This window comes from Veillonella sp. S13054-11 (assembly GCF_002959795.1).
Classification (GTDB): Bacteria; Bacillota; Negativicutes; order Veillonellales; family Veillonellaceae; genus Veillonella; species Veillonella parvula_E.
Window position 1 is genome coordinate 204,453 of sequence record NZ_PPCY01000009.1, and the last position, 23,055, is coordinate 227,507.

Sequence of the window (23,055 nt, forward strand, 5' to 3'; positions counted from 1 at the left end):
ATGCAAGGAGTAAGACGAGATGAACCGAATTTTTAAAGTAATCTGGAGTCGTACAAAGGGATGTTATGTCGTTGTAGCTGAAACAGCGAAAAATATGTCGAAACGCTCGACAATGACATCGGTATTTGTCAAGATGATTGGTATTTCTATCTGTACTGTTATGTTAGCAGGAGGGATTATACCAACTGAAGCGCAGGCATCTACACTAAAATGGGGTGATAATGCCCAAGCTAAAGAGGGTACTGTAGCGATAGGTGATAATAGTATAGCAAAGGCAGATAACAGTGTGGCTGTGGGTACAGGGGCCACTGTTAGTAGTGGTTATGTGCAAGGCGTTGCAATAGGTAGAACAGCGACAGTCTCGGCTGATAATGGTGTAGCAATAGGGAATTTGACTAAATCATTTTCAAAAAATGGATTTGCTCTAGGTAATAATTCCCGGGCTGGATATAATGATGCTGATCAACTTGTAGGAAAAGATAATGATCAGGCATTTGGTACAAATGCGCGCGCCTGGGGAGGATCCTCCATGGCTTTTGGTAATGATGCTAAAGCCGGTGGTGGCGGTGCCATATCGATGGGGAATGGGTCACAATCGCGAGCTGACTGGGCGGTAGCTATCGGTAATGGTGCTAGAGCATTTAAACAAGGATCTTCCGCTTTAGGTACAAATTCTACTACTAATGGATCTCACTCCACGGCACTTGGCTGGGCTAGTACAGCCAACGGTTATGCCGATATTGCGGCCGGTGAAGGCTCAGTCGCATCCGGTGGGAATTCTTTAGCTTTAGGGGTTAATTCTTCCACGTCTACAGGAGCAGAAGGCTCTGTGGCGTTAGGTTTGAGCAGTAAAGCAGAGAAAACAAATTCTATGGCTTTAGGTGTGTCCGCTAATGCCGGACATGAACGCTCAGTTGCATTAGGTGCAAATTCTAAAACTGATAACACAGTAAGTACCCCAAATCAGTATGTAAACGGTTTGTGGTTTAAGAATTTAGCGGGGGGAACGGCGGATTCTACCGTAAGTATCGGTAATGATACGGTAAAACGTACGATTACAAATGTGGCAGCAGGGCGTATGAACGCTTCGTCTACAGATGCTATTAACGGTAGTCAATTGTTTGGTGTCGCAAATAGTTTGGGAAATTTAGCCACTACAACTAAAAATATCCTTGGTGGTAATGCGGCTCTCGATCCTGATACCGGTAAGTTGACGATGAGCAATATTGGTCTTACAGGTAAAAGCACAATCCATGATGCTATTAGATATAATAAAGACAATATCGATAAAGGTCTGGGATTTGATGGAGATACCGGTACTGCATTTAATAGACAGTTAGGTCAAACGACGGTTATTAAAGGTGGTGCTAGAGGTGCTATGTCTGACGGTAACATCGGTGTTCAGGCAGAAGCTAACGGCACATTAAATGTAAAATTGGCTAAAAAAGTAACTGGTTTGGACAGCGTGACAACAGGAAACACCACGATTGATAATAGAGGGTTGTCTGTAGGCAATAAACTCTATGTGTCCTCAAGCGGTATTTATGCTAATAATCAAAAAATTTCCGGTGTTGCACCTGGGAATGGCGGCAGTGATGCAGTTAACTATAGTCAATTACAAGATGTGGCTAATCGTATTCCTAAATTGACTACGGTGAAAGAACAAGATCCGAACATAAGAATATTAGAAGGTACTAATGCATATGGCGGTAAGGAATATACCGTCGGGTTAAATAGTACAATCGTTGTAGGTCGAAATGCATCACATCCGGTAACAGTAGATGGTTCTAATGGACATATAACCGGTCTTACAAATAAAAATTGGGATTTAAATAACCCTACACCTGTATCTGGTCGTGCTGCTACGGAAGATCAGTTAAAGCGGGTTAATGAGAAAGTTAATTCTAATCAGTATTTTATTAATCGAAATGCGCAGAGCATTTCAGATAACTCAAGCCGTATCGGTAATAATGCACGAGATATCACAAAAAATACAGGTGATATCACTACTAATAAGAATGATATTAATACTATTAATAATACTCTTGAAAAAGGACTCAATTTCAACGGCGATACAGGGGCTACGATTAAGAGAAAATTAGGCGATACTCTAGTCGTTAAAGGCGGTGCTACAGGGGCATTATCCGATAATAATATTGGTGTTGTATCCGATGGTACCGGCAGATTGAATGTAAAATTGGCAAAATATTTAACAGGCTTGGATAGCGTTAATGCAGGAAACACTACGATTAGTAAAAATGGCTTAAGTGTAGGTGCTAGAACCTATATAACACCAAATGGCATCAATGCTAATAATCAAAAGATTACAGGTGTAGCTAATGGTACAGCGCCTGATGATGCAGTTAATTTCAGTCAATTGCAAAATGCTATCGGTGGTACTGCTAAGGCCACTACGGTAAAAGGGAAAGACGCGAACGTAACCGTAACAGAAGGTACCAATGCGAATGGTGGTAAGGAATTCACTGTTGGATTAGGTAATAAACTTTCGGTAGGTACAGCACATCCTGTAAATGTGGATGGAACTGCTGGAACTGTAACAGGTCTTACTAATACAGCTTGGAATGTAAATAATCCACAAGCCGTAACCGGTCGTGCTGCAACGGAAGATCAGTTGAAAACTGTTAATACGCAAGTTAACACAAATAAGGATAAAATAGAGCAAAACACAACTGACATTGCTCAAAATACCACTGATATTGGTAAGAATAAGCAAGATATAGCTAAAAACACTACAGATATAGCTAAAAATACAACCGATATTGGTAAGAACACGACTGATATTGCAAAAAATAAACAAAATATCGCTCAAAATACACAAGATATTACAACTAATAAGAATGCTATCTCTACCATCAATACAACTATCGCTAAAGGCCTTAACTTTGATGGAGATAGTGGTGCTGTAATTAACAAACAATTGGGCGATAAACTTAGCATCAAAGGTGGTGCTGCGGCTGCGAACTTGACGGACAATAATATCGGTGTCGTATCTGATGGCAGCACATTAAATGTAAAACTAGCTAAAACATTAACCGGTTTGGACAGTGTGACAGCTGGTGGTACAACTATCAATAATGGGGGCTTAACCGTAGGCGGCAAGACCTATGTAACACCGAACGGCATCAATGCGAATGACAAGAAAATAACTAATGTTGCTGATGGTGACGTAGCGGCTAACTCCAAAGAGGCGGTTAACGGCGGTCAACTTCATGCGGCTAAAACCGAATTAAATAACAGTATTAATGATGCTAAAACTGAATTAAACAAGAATATCGGTGATGCCAAAACTGAACTCAATAAAAATATTAATGACGCTAAAACTGAACTCAATAAAAATATTAATGACGCTAAAACTGAACTGAACGGCAATATAGATAATGCTAAAACAGAGCTAAACAATAATATATCGACCGCGAAGAATGATGTGATTAATACAGGACTCAAGTTTGATGCGGACACAGGCGGAACTAAGACAAATAAACTAGGTTCTAAGGTAACGGTAAATGGTGATGATAATATCACAACAGAAATCAGTCAAACTGGTGACGATACTAAGATCGGTCTTAAATTAAAGAAAGATCTCAATGTTACTACTATTACTGCCGCTGATACTGTGAAAGCTGGCACTGTGACTATGGGCAAACAAGCTGGTGGTGCTGGCGGTGCGAACGGTAACTTTGTGACAGGGCTCGATAATAAGTCTTGGAACGCGGATAATCCTCAAGCTGTAAGTGGTCGTGCTGCAACAGAAGATCAGTTGAAATCCGTTAATGATAAGGTCAATACAAATGTAACCAATATCAATAAAGGGTTAAACTTTAACGGCGATAGCGGTGCTGCGATTAATAAAAAATTGGGCGACACTGTTACCATTAAAGGTGGTGCTACGGCGGATCTTACGGACAATAATATCGGTGTCGTGTCTGATGGCAGCACATTAAATGTGAAATTAGCTAAAACATTAACCGGTTTGGATAGCGTAACAGCTGGCGGAACAACAATCAATAGCAGTGGTTTGACCGTAGGTGGCAAGACCTATGTAACGCCGAGCGGTATCAATGCAAATAATCAAAAGATTACTGGCCTTGCAAAAGGCACGGACCCTACTGATGCGGTTAACTTCAGTCAGTTGCAGGATGCTATTGGTGGAACCGCTAAGGCAAGTACTGTGAAAGCTAAAAACAGCAATATCACTGTAGAAGAAGGAACAAATGCAGCCGGTGGTAAGGAATTTACAATCGGACTAGGCGACAAAATCACCTTAGGAACTGCTAATCCTGTATCTGTGGATGGTACTGCAGGCACGGTAACTGGTCTTACCAATACTGCTTGGGATGTAGATAATCCACAAGCCGTAACTGGTCGTGCTGCAACGGAAGATCAGTTGAAATCTGTTAATACGCAAGTTAATACAAACAAGGATAAAATAGCTCAAAACACAACTGACATTGCTCAAAATGCGACTGATATTGGCAAAAATAAGACTGATATTGCACAAAATAAACAAAATATTGCTCAAAATACGCAAGATATTACGACTAATAGAAATGCTATTTCTGCCATCAATACGACTATTGCTAAAGGTCTTAATTTTGATGGAGATAGCGGCGCTGTAATTAACAAACAGTTGGGTGATAAGCTTAGCATCAAGGGCGGTGCAGCGGCTGCTAACTTGACGGACAATAATATTGGTGTCGTATCTGATGGCAGTACGTTAAACGTGAAGTTAGCTAAAACATTAACTGGTTTGGACAGCGTAACAGCTGGTGGCACAATCATCAATAGTGGTGGTTTGACCGTAGGCGGTAAGAATTATGTATCTTCAAATGGCATCAATGCGAATGATCAAAAGATTACCAATGTTGCTAATGGCGATGTGGCGGCTAACTCCAAAGATGCGGTGAACGGCAGTCAATTGCATGACACTAAAACTGAGTTAAATAAAAATATTAGCGATGCTAAGACTGAGTTGAATAAAAATATTGGTGACGCTAAAACTGAACTTACCAACAAAGGCCTTCGTTTCAATGCGGATAATGACGACGAAAAAACGAATAAGCTAGGCTCTAAGGTAACCGTAAACGGCGACGATAATATTACGACGGAAATTAGTCAAACCGGTGACGATACGAAGATTGGTCTTAAATTGAAGAAAAATCTTAATGTTACATCTGTTGCTGCTACGGAAACTGTGAAAGCCGGCACTGTAACTATGGGTAAACAATCCGATGGTGTAACCCCTGCTAATATGGGCAACTACATAACTGGTCTTGATAATAAGGCTTGGAGTATTGATAACCCTACAATTGCATCCGGCCGTGCTGCAACAGAAGATCAATTGAAGACAGTTACTGAAGCTATCAAAACTCAAGGTGCTAGTGCAACGGACTTCAGTCTCGTTGCAAATCCTACGGCGGGATCCAATGGTGACTATACTGTAGATGCCAACGGTGATGTATCATTGACAGTCCAAGATAAGAACCATCCGGCTCAAACAAAAACCGTAACGATTAAAGATGTGGCATCTAAATCCGAAGTGGATAAAGGCTTGAACTTTGACGGTGACTCTGGCACAACTATCAACAAGAAGCTAGGTGGTACTGTTGCCATTAAAGGCGGAGCTGCAGCTGCAGATTTAACAGATAATAATATTGGTGTTGTATCTGACGGCACAGGTACACTAAACGTGAAGTTAGCAAAAACATTAACCGGTTTGGACAGTGTAACAGCGAGTGGTACAACTATTAATGCTGGTGGTTTAACAGTAGGTAATAAGACCTATGTATCTCCAAACGGCATCAATGCGAACGACCAAAAGATTACCAATGTTGCTGATGGTAATATTGCTGCTAATTCCAAAGATGCGGTTAACGGCGGTCAATTACATGACACTAAAATTGAGCTCAACAAAAAAATTGGTGACACTAAAACCGAACTTAATAATAATATTAATGATGCTAAGACTGAGCTTACCAATAAAGGCCTTCGTTTTAATGCGGATAATAATGACGAAAAAACGAATAAGCTAGGCTCCAAGGTAACAGTAAATGGCGACGACAATATTACGACGGAAATTAGTCAAACTGGTGACGACACGAAGATCGGCCTCAAATTGAAGAAAGATCTTAATGTTACTTCTGTTACTGCAGCGGAAACTGTGAAAGCCGGCACTGTAACCATGGGTAAACAGTCCGATGGTGCAACCCCTGGTAATACGGGCAACTATGTAACTGGTCTTGATAATAAGGCTTGGAGTATTGATAACCCTACAATTGCATCCGGCCGTGCAGCAACGGAAGACCAATTGAAAACAGTTAGTGACGAAGTTAAGAAACAAGGTGCTAGTGCAACGGACTTCAGTCTCGTTGCAAATCCTACGGCAGGTTCCAATGGTGACTACACTGTAGATGCTAATGGTGACGTAGCATTGACAGTCCAAGATAAGAACCATCCGGCTGCTCAAACAAAAACCGTAACGATTAAAGATGTGGCATCTAAATCCGAAGTGGATAAAGGCTTGAACTTTGACGGTGACTCTGGTACGACTATTAACAAGAAGTTAGGTGGTACTGTTGCCATCAAAGGCGGAGCTACGGCTACAGATTTAACGGATAATAATATTGGCGTTGTATCTGATGGCACAGGCACACTAAATGTGAAGTTAGCTAAAACATTGACTGGTTTGGACAGCGTAACAGCTGGTGGTACAACCATTAATAGTGGTGGTTTAACAGTAGGCAATAAGACTTATGTATCTCCAAATGGCATCAATGCAAACGACCAAAAGATTACCAATGTTGCTGATGGTAATATTGCTGCTAATTCTAAAGATGCGGTTAACGGCGGTCAATTGCATGACGCTAAATCTGAGTTAAATAAAAACATTAGTGATGCTAAGACCGAGTTGAATAAAAATATTGGTGATACCAAGGCTGAATTAAATAAAAATATTAGCGATACTAAGACCGAGTTGAATAAAAATATTAGTGATACCAAAACTGAACTCAACAATAATATTAATGACGCTAAGACTGAACTTACCAATAAAGGCCTTCGTTTTAATGCTGATAATAACGATGAAAAAACGAACAAGCTAGGCTCTAAGGTAACAGTAAACGGCGACGACAATATTACGACAGAAATCACGCAAACCGGTGAAGATACGAAAATCGGTCTTAAGTTGAAGAAAGATCTTAATGTTACATCTGTTACGGCTACGGAAACTGTGAAAGCCGGCGATGTGACAATGGGTAAACAGTCCGATGGTGCGAATCCTGCTAATACGGGCAACTATATAACAGGTCTTGATAATAAGACTTGGGATGCAGGTAATGTCGTATCTGGTCGTGCTGCAACAGAGGACCAATTGAAACAAGCCTTGGCAGGTCAAACTGATACAGGTCTTAAATTCAATGCCAATGTAGGCGGTGTACAAACTAATAAATTAGGCTCTACTATCACTGTTCAAGGTGAAGGCAAAGCTGCTGATGCCGACTATAGTGGTGATAATATTAAGACTTTCATCAAACAAGATGCTGCAACAGGTAATACAACAATTGATGTAAAAATGAACAAAAACCTTAAGGCTGAATCTGTGAAAGTCGGCAAAGACGGTAAGGACGGCGTATCTCTTACAGGTCCGGATGCGGCGAATGGCATCAACGGTAAAGTAGCTGTTACAGATAAAAACGGCAAGGATGTAGTGTCCATGTCGGGTAAAGACGGTGTTGGTCACATCGGATTAAGCGGTAAAGACGGTAAAAGTGCGGATATTACTGCTGAAAAAGGTGCTGCTAATCTCAATGGAAATGAAATCACGCGCATTAAATACAAAGATGAAAATGGTGCAACCCATGAAGTGGCAACCAAAGATGATGGCATGGCATACGGTGGCGACTCCGGCACTACCATCAAGAAGAAACTTAATGAACAATTGGACATTAAGGGCGGTGTCACCAATGAAGATGAGTTGACCGAAAATAATATTGGTGTTATTAGTAAAAATAATATCCTTAATGTTCGTTTGGCAAAAAATCTGAAAGGTCTAGATTCCATAACTTTCAACAATGGTACTAATGGTGCAAACGGTAAAACCGTTGTAAATGGTGAAGGTATGACCATTCAAGATAAGGATGGCAATCCGTTGACTGCTGTTACAAAAGACGGCGTAAAGATTACCAACGGTCCATCCATGACGAAGGATGGTATCGATGCGTCTAATAAGAAGATTACGAATGTAGCCGACGGTACAAATCCTAAGGATGCGGTTAATAAATCTCAATTGGATAAAGCCGCTGCCGCTGCTACGGCAATCGTAACAGAAGGTAATAATATCAAAGTTGATAAGATCACTAATGGTGATGGCTCTACAAATTACAAAGTAGGCCTCAAAGACCAAATAACAATGGGAACTGATGCTACGAAACAAATTGCGATGGATGGTACAACAGGTACGATCAAAGCCGGTGACAAGGTTACAATCGACGGCAATAAAGGCACCATTAACGCCGGTGATAAAGTTGAAATCGATGGTGATAAGGGCACAATCAAGGCTGGTAATGTGGCGATTGACGGTACAAACGGTACAATTAAGGCTGGCGACAAGGTAACTATTGATGGTAAAGATGGTAAGATTGCAGCAGGTAAGGTCTCTGTTGATGGCAAGGACGGTCATGTGACAGGTTTGGAAAACAAAGATTGGGATCCTAACAACATCACAAGTGGTCGTGCTGCTACAGAAGATCAATTGCAGAAGTCCCATAAAGCCTTGGATAATAAGATTAATAATTTAGGTGATGACATTACGAAGAAAGGCATGGATTTTGCCGGTAATACAGGTGATTTCCACCGTGATTTAGGTCAAAAGGTTACCATCAAAGGTGAAGGACAAGGGGCCGATAGCGATTATTCCGGCGAAAATATCAAAACAGTAGCCGAAAATGGTAATGTTACTATTAAAATGGCTAAGAATCTTAAGACCGACAGTATTACTACCAAAACAGTTACTGCTGATACGGTCAATACTGATAAGGTGAAAGTCGGCAAAAATGGTCAAGATGGCGTTTCCATTACAGGTCCAGACGCTGCGAATGGTACAGACGGCAAAGTAGCTGTTACAGGTAAAGACGGTAAAGATGCTGTATCTATGTCGGGCAAAGACGGCGTTGGTCACATCGGTTTAACTGGCAAAGATGGTCGCAATGCGGATATAACTGCTGATAAGGGTGATTCTGATCTCGGAGGCAATGCTATTACTCGTATTAAGTACCAAGATGAACAGGGCAAGACACATCAAGTGGCAACCAAAGACGATGGTATGAAATACGGTGGCGATTCCGGTAATGTGATTAACAAAAAGCTTAACGAACAGATAAACGTAGTCGGTGGCATTACTGATGCTAACAAGTTGACTACAGAAGATAATGTAGGCGTCGTATCTGACGGCACTAATCTTAAAGTTCGTATGGCGAAAGATTTGAAAGGTCTTACATCTGTAACTACTAAGGATGCTGGAGGTAACTCTACGGTTGTAAACGGCAGTGGCATAACCATTACTCCTGCTAGTGGTAACACCGTAAGCCTTACTAAAGATGGATTGAATAACGGTGGTAAAACAATTAGTAATGTAGGCCCTGGTGTAAACGGCACGGATGCGGTTAACGTAAATCAATTGAAGGGAGTTACGGAGGGAATGGCTAATGCTATTAATTCCGTAGCGGGCGAAACGCAACGTGTAGGTGCTCATGCGGCAGCTATGTCTGCGTTGAAACCGATTCAATATGATCCGTTAGAACCAACTCAAGTGATGGCTGGTATCGGCAATTACAGAGGTGAAACCGCAGCGGCGTTAGGTGTTGCTCACTACACATCGGAAGATACTATGTTCCATGCAGGCGTATCTGTTGGTAGTCGTCATAATATGGTGAATGCCGGTGTAACTCGTAAATTCGGTTCTTCTGATGAGAAGAAGGCTATTCCTGAGCGCTACAAGGGCGGTCCTATCAGCTCTATGTACGTAATGCAGGATGAAATGACTGCTTTGAAAGCTGAAAATGCACGCATGAAAGCGCAGGATGAAAAATTAACTGCAGACTATGCGGCATTGAAAGAAGACAACCTTCGTCTACAGAAAGATAACGAAGAAACTAAACGACAATTAGCTCTTATTATGAGTCGTTTAGGTATGTAAATCATATAGATTTCATTTTATATTCATGTGATAAAAATTTGTTGATGTACCAGAAAATACCCATGAAGATTAGATGATTTTAACCCTATATGGTATATAAAATGAAAGAACGAAAGTCTACTGTGAAAAGACTTTCGTTCTTTTTTTGTATTTGGCTTCACAAACCTTTCATAATAGTGTATAATACAGAACATATAATTTTAATCGAAAATTATGAATATGATTAATTTACTATAAAATCATTAGTTTTAGATTATAAGTGTTGTTTGGCCCATTGTAGCAAGGGTTTTTATGATTGAAAATATATTTAAATGAATAAGAAAATCAATTTTTAAAAGAAATTTAAAGTTCTGAAAATAAATGAGCGAAATGTGAAAAAAAATATATTTACATTCATAAACTAATCTGATATTTTATATGTATAGTAATTAAATTTTTGATGAAAATTTTATTATTTTTAGTGTTTTAGTGTTGGTTTTAGAATCCCTTATAAAACTGTGTGAAAGGTAGGTACTACTAAATGAATCGTATTTATAGGGTAATTTGGAGTCAGGTACGGGGCGCATATGTCGTTGTATCTGAAATCGCAAAAAGCCATACTCGTGGCTCCAAAAGCTTTGTTAGTAATTCCGCTAAAGCTTCGGTAAAAGTTGGCTTGGCGGCTATGGTTTTAACCTGCGGTAGTGGGTTGATTTCGGGTGTTGATGCAGCGCCTAACAGAGGCCTTTCTTTGGCTCCTGGTGAAGGTCCTAATGATGGTGGGTTTACATATTTATATCCTAGCCAAAATTCTCCTTATATTCAAATGTATGATTACAAAACACCGGGGAATCCAGGACAAGGATATTTATATACAAATAATAAGGTGTTTGGCATCCAAATCGGTAACAATGCGAATGCCCGTGCTAATGATGGTTCTGTGTCTGGTATTTCTATCGGTGACTATTCCCAATCTCGTGCGTTGGGTATCGGTTTAGGCCACTATGCTCAATCTGAACAAATCGGTGCTATTGCTGTTGGCTCTGCTGCGAAGGCAAAAGGCTTTAACTCTTTGGCGATGATGCGTCAAGCCTATGCAGGTGAACAATATGCGGCAGCTATTGGTACGGCAGCATCTGCACAAGGTAAAGCGAGCTTGGCTATGGGTCACTCCGCATTAGCAACAGGTGATCAATCTATTGCTATTGGCTCTGCAAATCCAACACCAATGAAGGATGATAAAGGTACACCGTATACAGCATATGACGGAACTACTAATACTCAAGCTAATGCAGCTCGTTCTATTGCTATCGGTCAAGGTGCTAAATCAAATACCGTAGATAGCATAGCTATGGGTACAGGTGCTAATGTAGTAGCAGGCACAAATTATAAAGGCGAGAATTATACTCACGGCATAGCTATCGGCAGTAATGCTCTTTCTCAGGGAATACAAGGTGTAGCTATTGGTAACGGTGCAGCACATTATCGTGATAATGCGGTTGCTCTTGGTAACAATGCGCAAACTCGTGCCAAAGACGGCATCGCTATCGGTAATAATGCTGAATCCGGCATTCAAAATGATCCTCAATACAAAGTAAATAATTCCGTTGCTGTAGGTAACTCTGCACGTGCTCATGGTGGTTCCGGCGTTGCTCTTGGTAATGATACATATGCATTGGGCGGATCTTCTGTGGCTGCAGGTAATGCGGCATGGGCATTAGGTGAACGTTCCACAGCTATCGGTAACAATGCTCATTCTGAAGGTTACGGCTCTATTGCTATGGGTCGTGAAGCGAGTGCTTTGAGTACTCAAGATGGAGACAAGAAAAATGTTGTGGCTATCGGTGATGATGCACAAGCAACTGGCTCCCGTTCCATCGCATTGGGCGTAAGCGCTCAAGCTGGTACATTAGAACGTGTACGTGATCGTAGCGTTTACAAAGATAATCCTGAATTAATCACTAAACTTAAAGCTCAAAAAGAAGTAACTGATGCAGTAGCAATCGGTAGCGAAGCAAGTGTACAAGAAAACGAAGGCTTAGCTCTCGGTAGCAAAGCAACAGTAAATAATGTTCGTGGCGTTGCATTAGGTGCTAATTCTGCAACAGCTGCCCCTGTAAGCACAGCTAGTGAAACTATTAATGGTTTAAAATACAACTATGCAGGTGGTACTGCTGATTCCACAGTTAGCGTAGGTAATACTTCTACAAAACGTACAATTACAAACGTTGCTGCTGGTCGTGTAAGTGCACAATCTACAGATGCTATTAATGGTAGCCAATTATATGGCGTTGCTAATGCAGTAGGTAATGTAGCTAACAGCACTAAGAATATCTTAGGCGGCAATGCTCAGGTTGACCAAAACGGCTCTATCACCATGACTAATATTGGTGATACAGGTAAAAACACTATTCATGAAGCTATCAAATCCGCAAATTCTGGTTGGGAACTTCAAGTTAATGGCCAAAAGGTTAAAGATGTAAAAGCTCCAAACCGTACAGTGAACTTTAACGCTGGTAAAAATATTAAATTAGAAGGCTCTGGAGACAATGTTACGGTTGCAACAGTTGATAATGCAAACTTCAACTCCGTTACAACTGGTAGCGTATCTATGAGCAAAACCGGTATCAATGCTGGTGGTTATCAAATTACCAATGTACAATCTGGCGGTGATACATTAACAAATGCGGCTAATATCGGTGATATTTCTCGTATTGCTGCAAAATACGATAAATACTTGCAACGTGGTTCTGCAACGTATGAAGCAAACGGTAATGGCAAGATTAACATGACCGGTACAAATGGCTTGACTGCTGAAGTAACAGGTTTGAAAAACACGTATGTTACATCTGGTACAGTATCCAATGACGGTAAGAGATTGACATTGACACGTAATGACAATCAAACATTCGATGTTGATATCTCTAAAATCTCTAATGGTCTTTCCAAAACTGACTACCGTTTGATTGCAAACCCTGCAGCAGGTAGCAATGGCGAATATAAAGTAGCTGCTGATGGTAGCATGACATTGACTGTTGCTGATGCTGATGGTTCCAACCCTAGACAAGTTAAGTTGACGAACCTTGCTTCTAAAGAGCAACAAGATATCAATACTACTAATATCACAAATAACACTAACAAGATTGCTAAAGGCTTAAGCTTCCAAGGCGATAACAATGTTAAAATCAACAAACAACTTGGCGATACTTTAGGTATTACAGGTGGCGCTACAGGTGCTTTGTCTGACAACAACATCGGTGTTGTAGCTAAAGACGGCAATCTAAATGTTAAGTTGGCAAAAGACCTAACAGGTTTGAACAGCGTAACTGCAGGTTCTGTTCGCGTAGGTAAACATAGCGACAATAAAAACTATGTAACTGGTTTGGACAATAAAGAATGGAATGTTCAAAACCCTACCATTACATCTGGTCGTGCAGCAACTGAAGATCAGTTGAAAAAAGTGTCTGATGAAATTAAGACTACTAATGCGGCTAAAACAGATTACCGTTTGATCAACAATGCAAACTCTGCAGACGGTTCTTACTCTGTAGAAAACAACAAGGTTGATTTAAAAGTTAAAGATGAAGCTCATCCTAACAGCCCTGCTAATACAGTAACAATCAACAACATCGCATCCAAAACTGAATTGGATAAATTGACAGAACGCGCTGTTAAATATGATCTTAACGGTACTACTGTTAATAAAAACAAGGTTACTTTGGAAGGCCAAGGCGGTACAACAATTACTAACTTGAAAGCTGGTGAAGTATCTTCTACTTCTACAGATGCTGTAAACGGTAGCCAATTACATGATGTGAAAATCGAAGCAGGTAAACATTCTAAAGTTACTGTTTCCGATGATAACCTCAAATTGACAACTACTCCTGCTACAAGCACTGAAGGTGCTAAATATGATCTTCGTTTGAACAACAAAGTGACATTGGGTAGCGGTAACAATCAAGTAGTTCTTGATGGTACAGCAGGTAGAGTAACTGCTAGTGGCGTTGTAATGGGCGCTCAAACTGTTCAAAATACGAAACATGCAAGCGAAACTGGTAATTATGTAACTAACTTGGACAATAAGAACTGGGATTCCACATCTATCGTATCCGGTCGTGCAGCGACTGAAGATCAGTTGAAAAAAGTTAGCGAGCAAATTACTCAACAAGGTAGCAGTGCAACTGACTATCGTCTTGTAAGAAACTCCAGTGCTGATGGTTCCTACAAGGTAAACGACAATGGTGAAGTATCCTTGACTGTAGAGGATAAAAACCATGCAGGCGTTAAAGAGCAAGTTACAATCAATAACATTGCATCCAAGACTTCTGTAGATAAATTGACAGATCGTGCTGTTAAATATGACATCAATAACGGTGTTGTTGATAAAACTAAGGTAACATTGGAAGGCGCTAATGGCACTACTATTACAAATGTAAAAGACGGTGCTGTAACAGCTACATCTACAGATGCTATTAATGGTAGCCAATTGTTCAAGACTAAAGAAGAATTGATCAATAAAGGCATGAAATTCGGTGCTGACTCCGGTAACGTAATCAATAAAAAACTTGGTGAACAAGTAAACGTTAAAGGTGGCATCACAGAAGCATCCAAATTGACTGCTGAAGACAATATCGGTGTTGTATCCGATGGCTCTAACGACTTGAAAGTTCGTTTGGCTAAAGACCTTAAAGGTTTGAACAGCGTAACTGTAGGTGATACAAAAGTTACTTCCAACGGTGTAACTATCAGCAACGGCGCTACAAACAATGCATCTGTATCCCTTACTAAAACAGGCTTGGATAATGGTGGTAACAAGATTACTAACGTTGCTCGTGGTACAATCGACAGCGATGCAGTAAACTTGGCACAATTGAAAGAAGTATCCAACAGTGCATCTGCAGCAAATACAAAGGTAGCTGAAGGTAAAAACATTAAAGTTGATGAAAGCATCGACAATGTAACTAAAGCTAAAACATATACTGTAGGCTTGAAAGATGAAGTAACATTAGGCGCAGGTAATACAGCTATCAATATCAACGGTACAACAGGTATCGTGAAAGCCGGCACTGGCGATAATGCTGTGACTATCAATGGAACAAATGGTACTATCAACTCCGGTAAAGTGACTATTAATGGTACTACAGGTACTGTTAATGAATTGACTAACAGAACTTGGAATCCTAATGCTATTACTAATGGTCAAGCTGCGACAGAAGATCAATTAAAAGTAGTAGACAATAAAATTGATACTACAAAAACTGAAATCGTAGAAAAAGGCTTGAATTTCCAAGGCGATGCAGGTACTGCAATTCATAAAGACCTTGGTCAAACATTGAAAATCTCTGGCGGTCAAGCTGACGCATCCAAACTTTCAGAAAATAACATCGGCGTAGTTAATAACAACGGGGTATTGAATGTTAAACTTGCTAAAGATTTGACAGGCTTGAACAGCGTAACAACTGGTAATACTGTTATCAATAACGATGGTTTGAAAATCAACAACAAACAATTCGTTACAGAAAACGGCTTCAATGCTAACGATACTCAAATTACAAACGTGAAAGCTGGTACAGAGGATAACCACGCAGTTAACCTTAAACAGTTGAAAGAAGTATCTAACAACGCAGCTGCAGCTAAAACTGTTGTAAAAGCTGGCAAAAACATCAATGTAACTGATTCTGAAGATCCACTTACTAAAGCTAAAACTTACACAGTTGGTTTACAAGACACAGTAACATTGGGTTCTGGCAATACTGCTGTTAATATCGACGGCACAAAAGGTATTGTGAAAGCTGGCGAAGGCAACAATGCTGTGACTATCAACGGTACAAACAGCACAATTAATGCTGGTAACGTAGCGATTAACGGTGCAACAGGCAATATCAATTCCGGTAAAGTTCTTGTTAATGGTGCTAAAGGTACTGTAAACAACTTAACAAATATCACTTGGGATGTTGACCATATCACAAGCGGTCAAGCTGCAACAGAAGATCAATTGAAAGTTGTTGATAAGAAAATTACTGACAATGGTAGTAACTTGACTAAGAAGGGCTTGAACTTCAAAGGCGATGACGCTACAAGCATTCATAAAGATCTTGGCGAAACATTAGATGTTGTAGGTGGTACTTCCGATAAAGCTAAATTGTCTGACAATAACATCGGCGTGGTATCTGAAAACGGTAAGTTGAATGTTAAACTTGCTAAAGAGTTGACTGGTTTAACAAGTGTAACAACTGGTGCTACAACAATTAATAACGAAGGTTTAACAATTGGTGGTAAGAAATTCGTTACAGCTAACGGCTTTGATGCTAACAATACACAAATCAAAAACGTAAAAGCTGGTACTGAAGGTAATGATGCAGTTAACTTGAATCAATTGAACGAAGTTAAAAATGCGTCTAACACTACAGTAGAAGGTAGCGAAAACATCAATGTTGATTCCACAGTAGACCCTAATACACACGCTAAAACTTATAAAGTAGCATTGAAAGACAATGTAACTTTAGGTTCTGGCAATAATGCAATCAACATCAATGGTACTACAGGTATCGTGAAAGCTGGTGACGGTGCTAATGCTGTGACTATCAATGGTACAAATGGCACTATCAACTCTGGTAAAGTGACTGTTAACGGTACTGCTGGTACTGTAAACAACTTGACAAACATTACTTGGGATGGCAAAAACTTCACAAGCGGTCAAGCTGCAACAGAAGATCAATTGAAATCTGTTGATAAGAAAATCACTGACAACAGCACTGACTTGACTAAGAAAGGCTTGAACTTCCAAGCTGATTCTGGCGAATTAATTCATAAAGATCTTGGTCAAACATTGGATGTTGTAGGTGGCATTACTGAAAAATCTAAATTGTCTGACAACAACATCGGTGTGGTATCCGAAAACGGTAAGTTGAATGTTAAACTTGCAAAAGACTTAACAGGCTTGAACAGTGTAACAACAGGTCAAACAACTATCAACAACGATGGCTTGACAATCAATAACAAACAATTCGTTACAGATAATGGCTTCAATGCTAACAATACACAAATCAAAAACGTAACTGCTGGCGTGGAAGATAACGATGCTGTAAATGTTAAACAATTGAACGATGTAAAAGCTGCATCTAATACAAAAGTAGAAGGTAGCAAAAACATCAATGTTGATGAAACTGTAGATAATGTAACAAAAGCTAAAACTTACACAGTTGCATTGAAAGATACTGTAACATTAGGTTCCGGTAATAATGCAGTCAACATCGACGGTACAAAAGGTATCGTAAAAGCTGGTGAAGGCGCTAACGCAGTGACTATCAATGGCGTAAACAGCACAATCAATGCTGGTAAAGTAGCGATCGATGGTGTAACAGGTAACATCAATGCTGGCAAAGTTCTAGTTAACGGTGCAAATGGTACTGTAAACAACTTGACTAACAGAACTTGGGATCCTAATAACATCACTAACGGTCAAGCTGCAACAGAAGATCAATTGCAATCTGTAGATCAAAAAGTTACAGACAACAGTAAGAAAGGCTTGAACTTCCAAGCTGACTCTGGTGAATTAATTCATAAAGACCTTGGTCAAACATTGGATGTTGTAGGTGGTATTTCTGATAAAGCTAAATTGTCTGACGGCAATATCGGTGTTGTATCCGAAAACGGTAAGTTGAATGTTAAACTTGCAAAAGATTTAACAGGCTTGAACAGCGTAACAACTGGTCAAACAACTATCAACAACGATGGTTTGACAATCAACAACAAACAATTCGTTACAGCTAATGGCTTCAACGCTAACAATACGCAAATCAAAAACGTAACAGCTGGCGTAGAAGATAACGATGCTGTAAATGTTAAACAATTGAACGATGTAAAAGCTGCATCTAATACAAAAGTAAAAGGTAGCAAAAACATCGACGTTGATGAAGCTGTAGATCCAACTACAAAAGCTAAAACTTACACAGTTGCATTGAAAGACACTGTAACATTGGGTTCCGGTAACACAGCTGTTAACATCGACGGTACAACTGGTATCGTGAAAGCTGGTAACGGTGCGAACGCAGTAACTATCAATGGTGTAAACAGCACAATCAACGCTGGTAAAGTAGCAATCGATGGCGTAACAGGTAACATCAATGCTGGTAAAGTTCTTGTTAACGGTGCAAACGGTACTGTAAACAACTTGACTAACATTTCTTGGGATCCTGCACACATCACAAGTGGTCAAGCTGCAACAGAAGATCAATTGAAAGTTGTAGATAGCAAAATCGATAAGAACACTGAAGACTTGACTAAGAAGGGCTTGAACTTCCAAGCTGATTCTGGCGAAGTAATCCATAAAGATCTTGGTCAAACATTGGATGTTGTAGGTGGCATTACTGATAAAGCTAAATTGTCTGACAACAATATCGGTGTTGTATCCGAAAACGGTAAGTTGAATGTTAAACTTGCAAAAGATTTAACAGGCTTGAATAGCGTAACAACTGGTCAAACAACTATTAACAATAATGGTTTGACAATTGGCGGTAATACATTTGTTACAAACAACGGCTTCAATGCAAACAATACACAAATCAAAAACGTTAAAGCTGGTACAGAAGATAGCGATGCTGTTAACCTTAAACAATTGAATGAAGTAAAAGCTGCGTCCGATACTAAGGTAAAAGGTAGCAAGAACATTCATGTTGAAGAAGAAATCAACGATCTTACAAAAGCTAAAACATACACTGTAAACTTGAAAGACACAGTGACATTGGGCTCTGGCAATACATCAGTTCATTTCGATGGTACAACAGGTATCATTAGAGCTGGCGAAGGTTCTAATGCTGTAAATATCAATGGTACAAACGGTACAATCAACTCCGGTAAGGTAACTATCAATGGTGGTTCTGGTACTGTTAACGATTTGACTAACAGAACTTGGGATCCTAATAAGATCACTAATGGTCAAGCTGCAACAGAAGATCAATTGAAAGTTGTAGACAACAAAATTGATAAAAATACTGAAGACTTGACTAAGAAAGGCTTGAACTTCAAAGGCGACTCCGGTGAAGCTATCCATAAAGACCTTGGTCAAACATTGGAACTTAAAGGTGGCGAAGCTGATGCTTCTAAACTTTCAAATGGTAACATTGGCGTAGTTAATGAAAACGGCAACTTGAACGTTAAACTCGCTAAGAATCTTAAAGGTCTTGATTCCGTAACTGTTGGTTCCGATCCAAGCAAACAAGTTGTTCTTGATAATAAAGGCGTGTCCGTAGGCGGTAAAACATACATTTCTAACGAAGGCTTAAACGCAAATAATCAAAAGATTACTAACGTGGCAGCTGGTGTAAATGATACAGATGCAGTTAACGTTCAACAGTTGAAGAGCAGCATGGCGGCAGCAACTACAACAGTGAAAGCTGGCGATAGCGGCAATACAACTGTAACATCTACAACAAATGCGGATAAGTCCAAAACATACACTGTAGATATCAAAAAAGACTTGAACTTACGTAGTGTAACTACAACTACAGACGATCAACAACACTCCACTTTAACAAACGGTAGAGGTGTTACAAGCACTGATACATTTGGTAATAAGACTACTCTTACTGCAGATAATGTGAAAGTATCTGATAGTCAAAATAATACAACTCAAACAACAGCTAAAGGTGTACTTGTAGATAATCCAACTAAGGCCACTGAGTTGACTGTTGACGGTGTTGTAACTACTGACAAAAAGACTAAGAGAACAAGCACAACTGCAGATGGTGTGGTTGTTACATCTGGCATGGGTAGTACTAAAGTAACTACTACTGTTAGCAGCAACGGTGTTGCAATTACTACTCCTCCAGCAGGTCAAGGGTCCCCTAAAGATGGTACTGGTGCAGTAACATTGACTAAGGACGGCTTGAACAATGGTGGCAATAAAGTTGTTAACATGGCAAGTGGTTATGGCGAAGGCGAAGATATCAACAATATTGCTGATAATAGCAGCAGCTTAACAAATGGTGCTAACATCGGCGACTTGAAAAAAGGTATCGATGGCCTTAAGAAAGCTGGCTTAGACTTTGCAGGTGACAAAGGTGAATTCCATCGTAACTTAGGTGAAAAAGTAACCGTTAAAGGTGGCGTTACTGATGAAAGCAAACTTTCCTCTGCAAACAATATCGGTGTTATTTCCGATAACAACGGCAGCTTGAATGTTCGTTTGGCAAAAGATATTACTGGTATCAACTCCATTACAACTATGGATAACTCCGGTCATACAACTGTAACAAACGGTAATGGTATCACAATCAAAAATAATGGTGGTGGCAGCGTATCCTTAACAAGCTCTGGTTTGAATAACGGTGGTAATAAGATTACTAACGTAGCACCAGGTGAAATTAGCTCCACTTCTACTGATGCTGTTAATGGTTCCCAACTTAATCGTGTTGCAAACAGCATGAATAATGTTGTAAAAGAAGTTCGTCAAGTTGGTGCTTTATCCTCCGCGTTGTCTGCATTGAAACCTATGGCTTATGATCCTTACGAACCTACTCAAATCATGGCAGGTTATGGTAACTACCGTGGTGACTCCGCATTGGCATTAGGCGTGGCTCATTACAAAAATGAATCCATGATGTTACATGCTGGCGTAGCTTGGGCGGGTAGCAATAGCCATATGATGGCAAATGCTGGTGTAACTTGGAAAGTAGGCAACAGAGACGGTGAAGCAGAAACTGCAGATCGTTATCGTAAAGGACCTATCAGTTCTACATATGCAATGCAACGTGAACTTGCTGCAATGAAAGCTGAAAATCAAGGATTAAAAGGTGAAGTAGCTGATTTGAAAGCTGAAAATGAACAAATGAAAGCTAATATTGCTGCAATGATGGCAAGACTAGGTTTATAATACGTTCATGCTGAACATTACGGGTTGAGGATTCCCTTTTGGGGGTCCTCTCACCCGATTTAATTCGTTGATAGAAAAGAGGAATATATAATGAAAAAATCCACTTTGCTTGCTTTCACAGCGGCAGTATTATTCGGCAGTGGCGTATTCCATGTTAATGCGGCATCTGCTACATTTGATGATCCATTGCTTTTACCAAATCCGGCTAAAGCGCCTACAACAGGTTCTGTTGTATTGGTTCCTGTGGCTAGCCCTCAGGCAGTGCAAAGTATCCATGAATTTGTGAAAGCATGGGAAAATGCGGAAAAACACATTGCTTTAGCTGAAAGCAAAAAGAATAATCATCAAGCGTTAACTAAAGAAGAAGCTAAATGGTTACATTCTAAAGATAAGCATAACTATGCTGATTATTTCCGTAAACATTCTTTAGGTTATGTACATGGCCAAGAAACTGCATTGAACTGGAATGGTGAAAACCGTAATAAAAACGAGTATAGCTATTACACATTCCCTAAATATGATAAGGACCAAGGTTACACAAATAGCTATGGTTACAATGTATTGCGCAGCATGGTTGATCGCATGAATGAATTGCTTCAAAAACAAAAGGCCGTTGGCGGTCCTTTGACTGATGAAGAAGCACAAGCATTGGAAGATGCTATGCTTGATATCATGGCTCAAGATCAAGAACATGTATCTAATGAAGAATTGCGTTATTACATGAACGAAGCAGTTTGGTTTGCTACAAAACAAACTGTAAAAAATATGTCTGCAGAAGAACCTTCTGTTGGCGATATGCACGAAATCAACCTTCGTGAAGCGATTCAAACAGATAACTAATTATCTAATACATATATAATTAAATCTTTATATGTATAACTTTTGTTGTATAGAGTATGCAGATGCAATACCTTATATATAAAAGTTTTTAATATGCAGTGTTGAGACGCAAATAAGGGATTCTATAAATACACTGTTATATAGGCAAGAAGCCGCAACAGAATGCAATATGTATTCTTGTTGCGGCTTCTTTTTATTTTAAATTCTCCTTATATGATATGTGTGGAAACGTGATATAACTCAAGTTTTAAATTTGTAAAATTAGGCTGTGAAAGTGTGTAAAAATAATGGCAAAAATTTTCTGAAATTTATAGTAAAATTTGCCCAAATTTTGTTGACATCAGTATATGGAAATGTTATTATATTCAAGTACCCCATATGAAGGGGCACAGATCTTTGAAAACTGAACAATGATAGGTAATCAATCGAAATGATTGAACATATGCCAGAGTGCGGGTTTTGACATAGTCAAAACCAACCATAATTCAAAGTTACTTAAAAGTAACGACAACAAATAATGAGCTATTCAAATAGCTTCAAGATATCTTGGAGAGTTTGATCCTGGCTCAGGACGAACGCTGGCGGCGTGCTTAACACATGCAAGTCGAACGAAGAGCGATGGAAGCTTGCTTCTATCAATCTTAGTGGCGAACGGGTGAGTAACGCGTAATCAACCTGCCCTTCAGAGGGGGACAACAGTTGGAAACGACTGCTAATACCGCATACGATCTAACCTCGGCATCGAGGAAAGATGAAAGGTGGCCTCTATGTATAAGCTATCACTGAAGGAGGGGATTGCGTCTGATTAGCTAGTTGGAGGGGTAACGGCCCACCAAGGCGATGATCAGTAGCCGGTCTGAGAGGATGAACGGCCACATTGGGACTGAGACACGGCCCAGACTCCTACGGGAGGCAGCAGTGGGGAATCTTCCGCAATGGACGAAAGTCTGACGGAGCAACGCCGCGTGAGTGATGACGGCCTTCGGGTTGTAAAGCTCTGTTAATCGGGACGAAAGGCCTTCTTGCGAATAGTGAGAAGGATTGACGGTACCGGAATAGAAAGCCACGGCTAACTACGTGCCAGCAGCCGCGGTAATACGTAGGTGGCAAGCGTTGTCCGGAATTATTGGGCGTAAAGCGCGCGCAGGCGGAT

At 40.1% G+C, this 23,055-nt stretch carries 3 protein-coding genes and 1 rRNA gene; all 4 read left to right on the plus strand.

Going from position 1 to position 23,055, the window contains the following annotated elements; all coding sequences use genetic code 11:
- Positions 1-19 precede the first annotated feature (19 nt).
- Positions 20-10,210 (plus strand): ESPR-type extended signal peptide-containing protein, encoded by a 10,191-nt coding sequence (locus VPHSUH08_RS09490; RefSeq protein WP_105087344.1) that lies wholly within the window; start codon positions 20-22, stop codon positions 10,208-10,210.
- 520 nt (positions 10,211-10,730) lie between these two features.
- A complete protein-coding gene (locus VPHSUH08_RS09495; protein ID WP_105087345.1) occupies positions 10,731-21,062 on the plus strand; it encodes an ESPR-type extended signal peptide-containing protein in 10,332 nt (3,443 codons plus the stop codon).
- Positions 21,063-21,152: 90 nt separating this feature from the next.
- Positions 21,153-21,902, plus strand: coding sequence for a hypothetical protein (locus tag VPHSUH08_RS09500; protein WP_058948381.1), 750 nt, complete (start codon positions 21,153-21,155; stop codon positions 21,900-21,902).
- 543 nt (positions 21,903-22,445) lie between these two features.
- Positions 22,446-23,055, plus strand: a 16S ribosomal RNA gene (locus tag VPHSUH08_RS09505); the annotation flags it as partial.

Bases quoted from the DNA above. Each gene is read 5' to 3' on its own strand.
- VPHSUH08_RS09495 (WP_105087345.1), top strand. From the start codon at position 10,731: ATGAATCGTATTTATAGGGTAATTTGGAGTCAGGTACGGGGCGCATAT.
- VPHSUH08_RS09500 (WP_058948381.1), top strand. From the start codon at position 21,153: ATGAAAAAATCCACTTTGCTTGCTTTCACAGCGGCAGTATTATTCGGC.
- VPHSUH08_RS09490 (WP_105087344.1), top strand. From the start codon at position 20: ATGAACCGAATTTTTAAAGTAATCTGGAGTCGTACAAAGGGATGTTAT.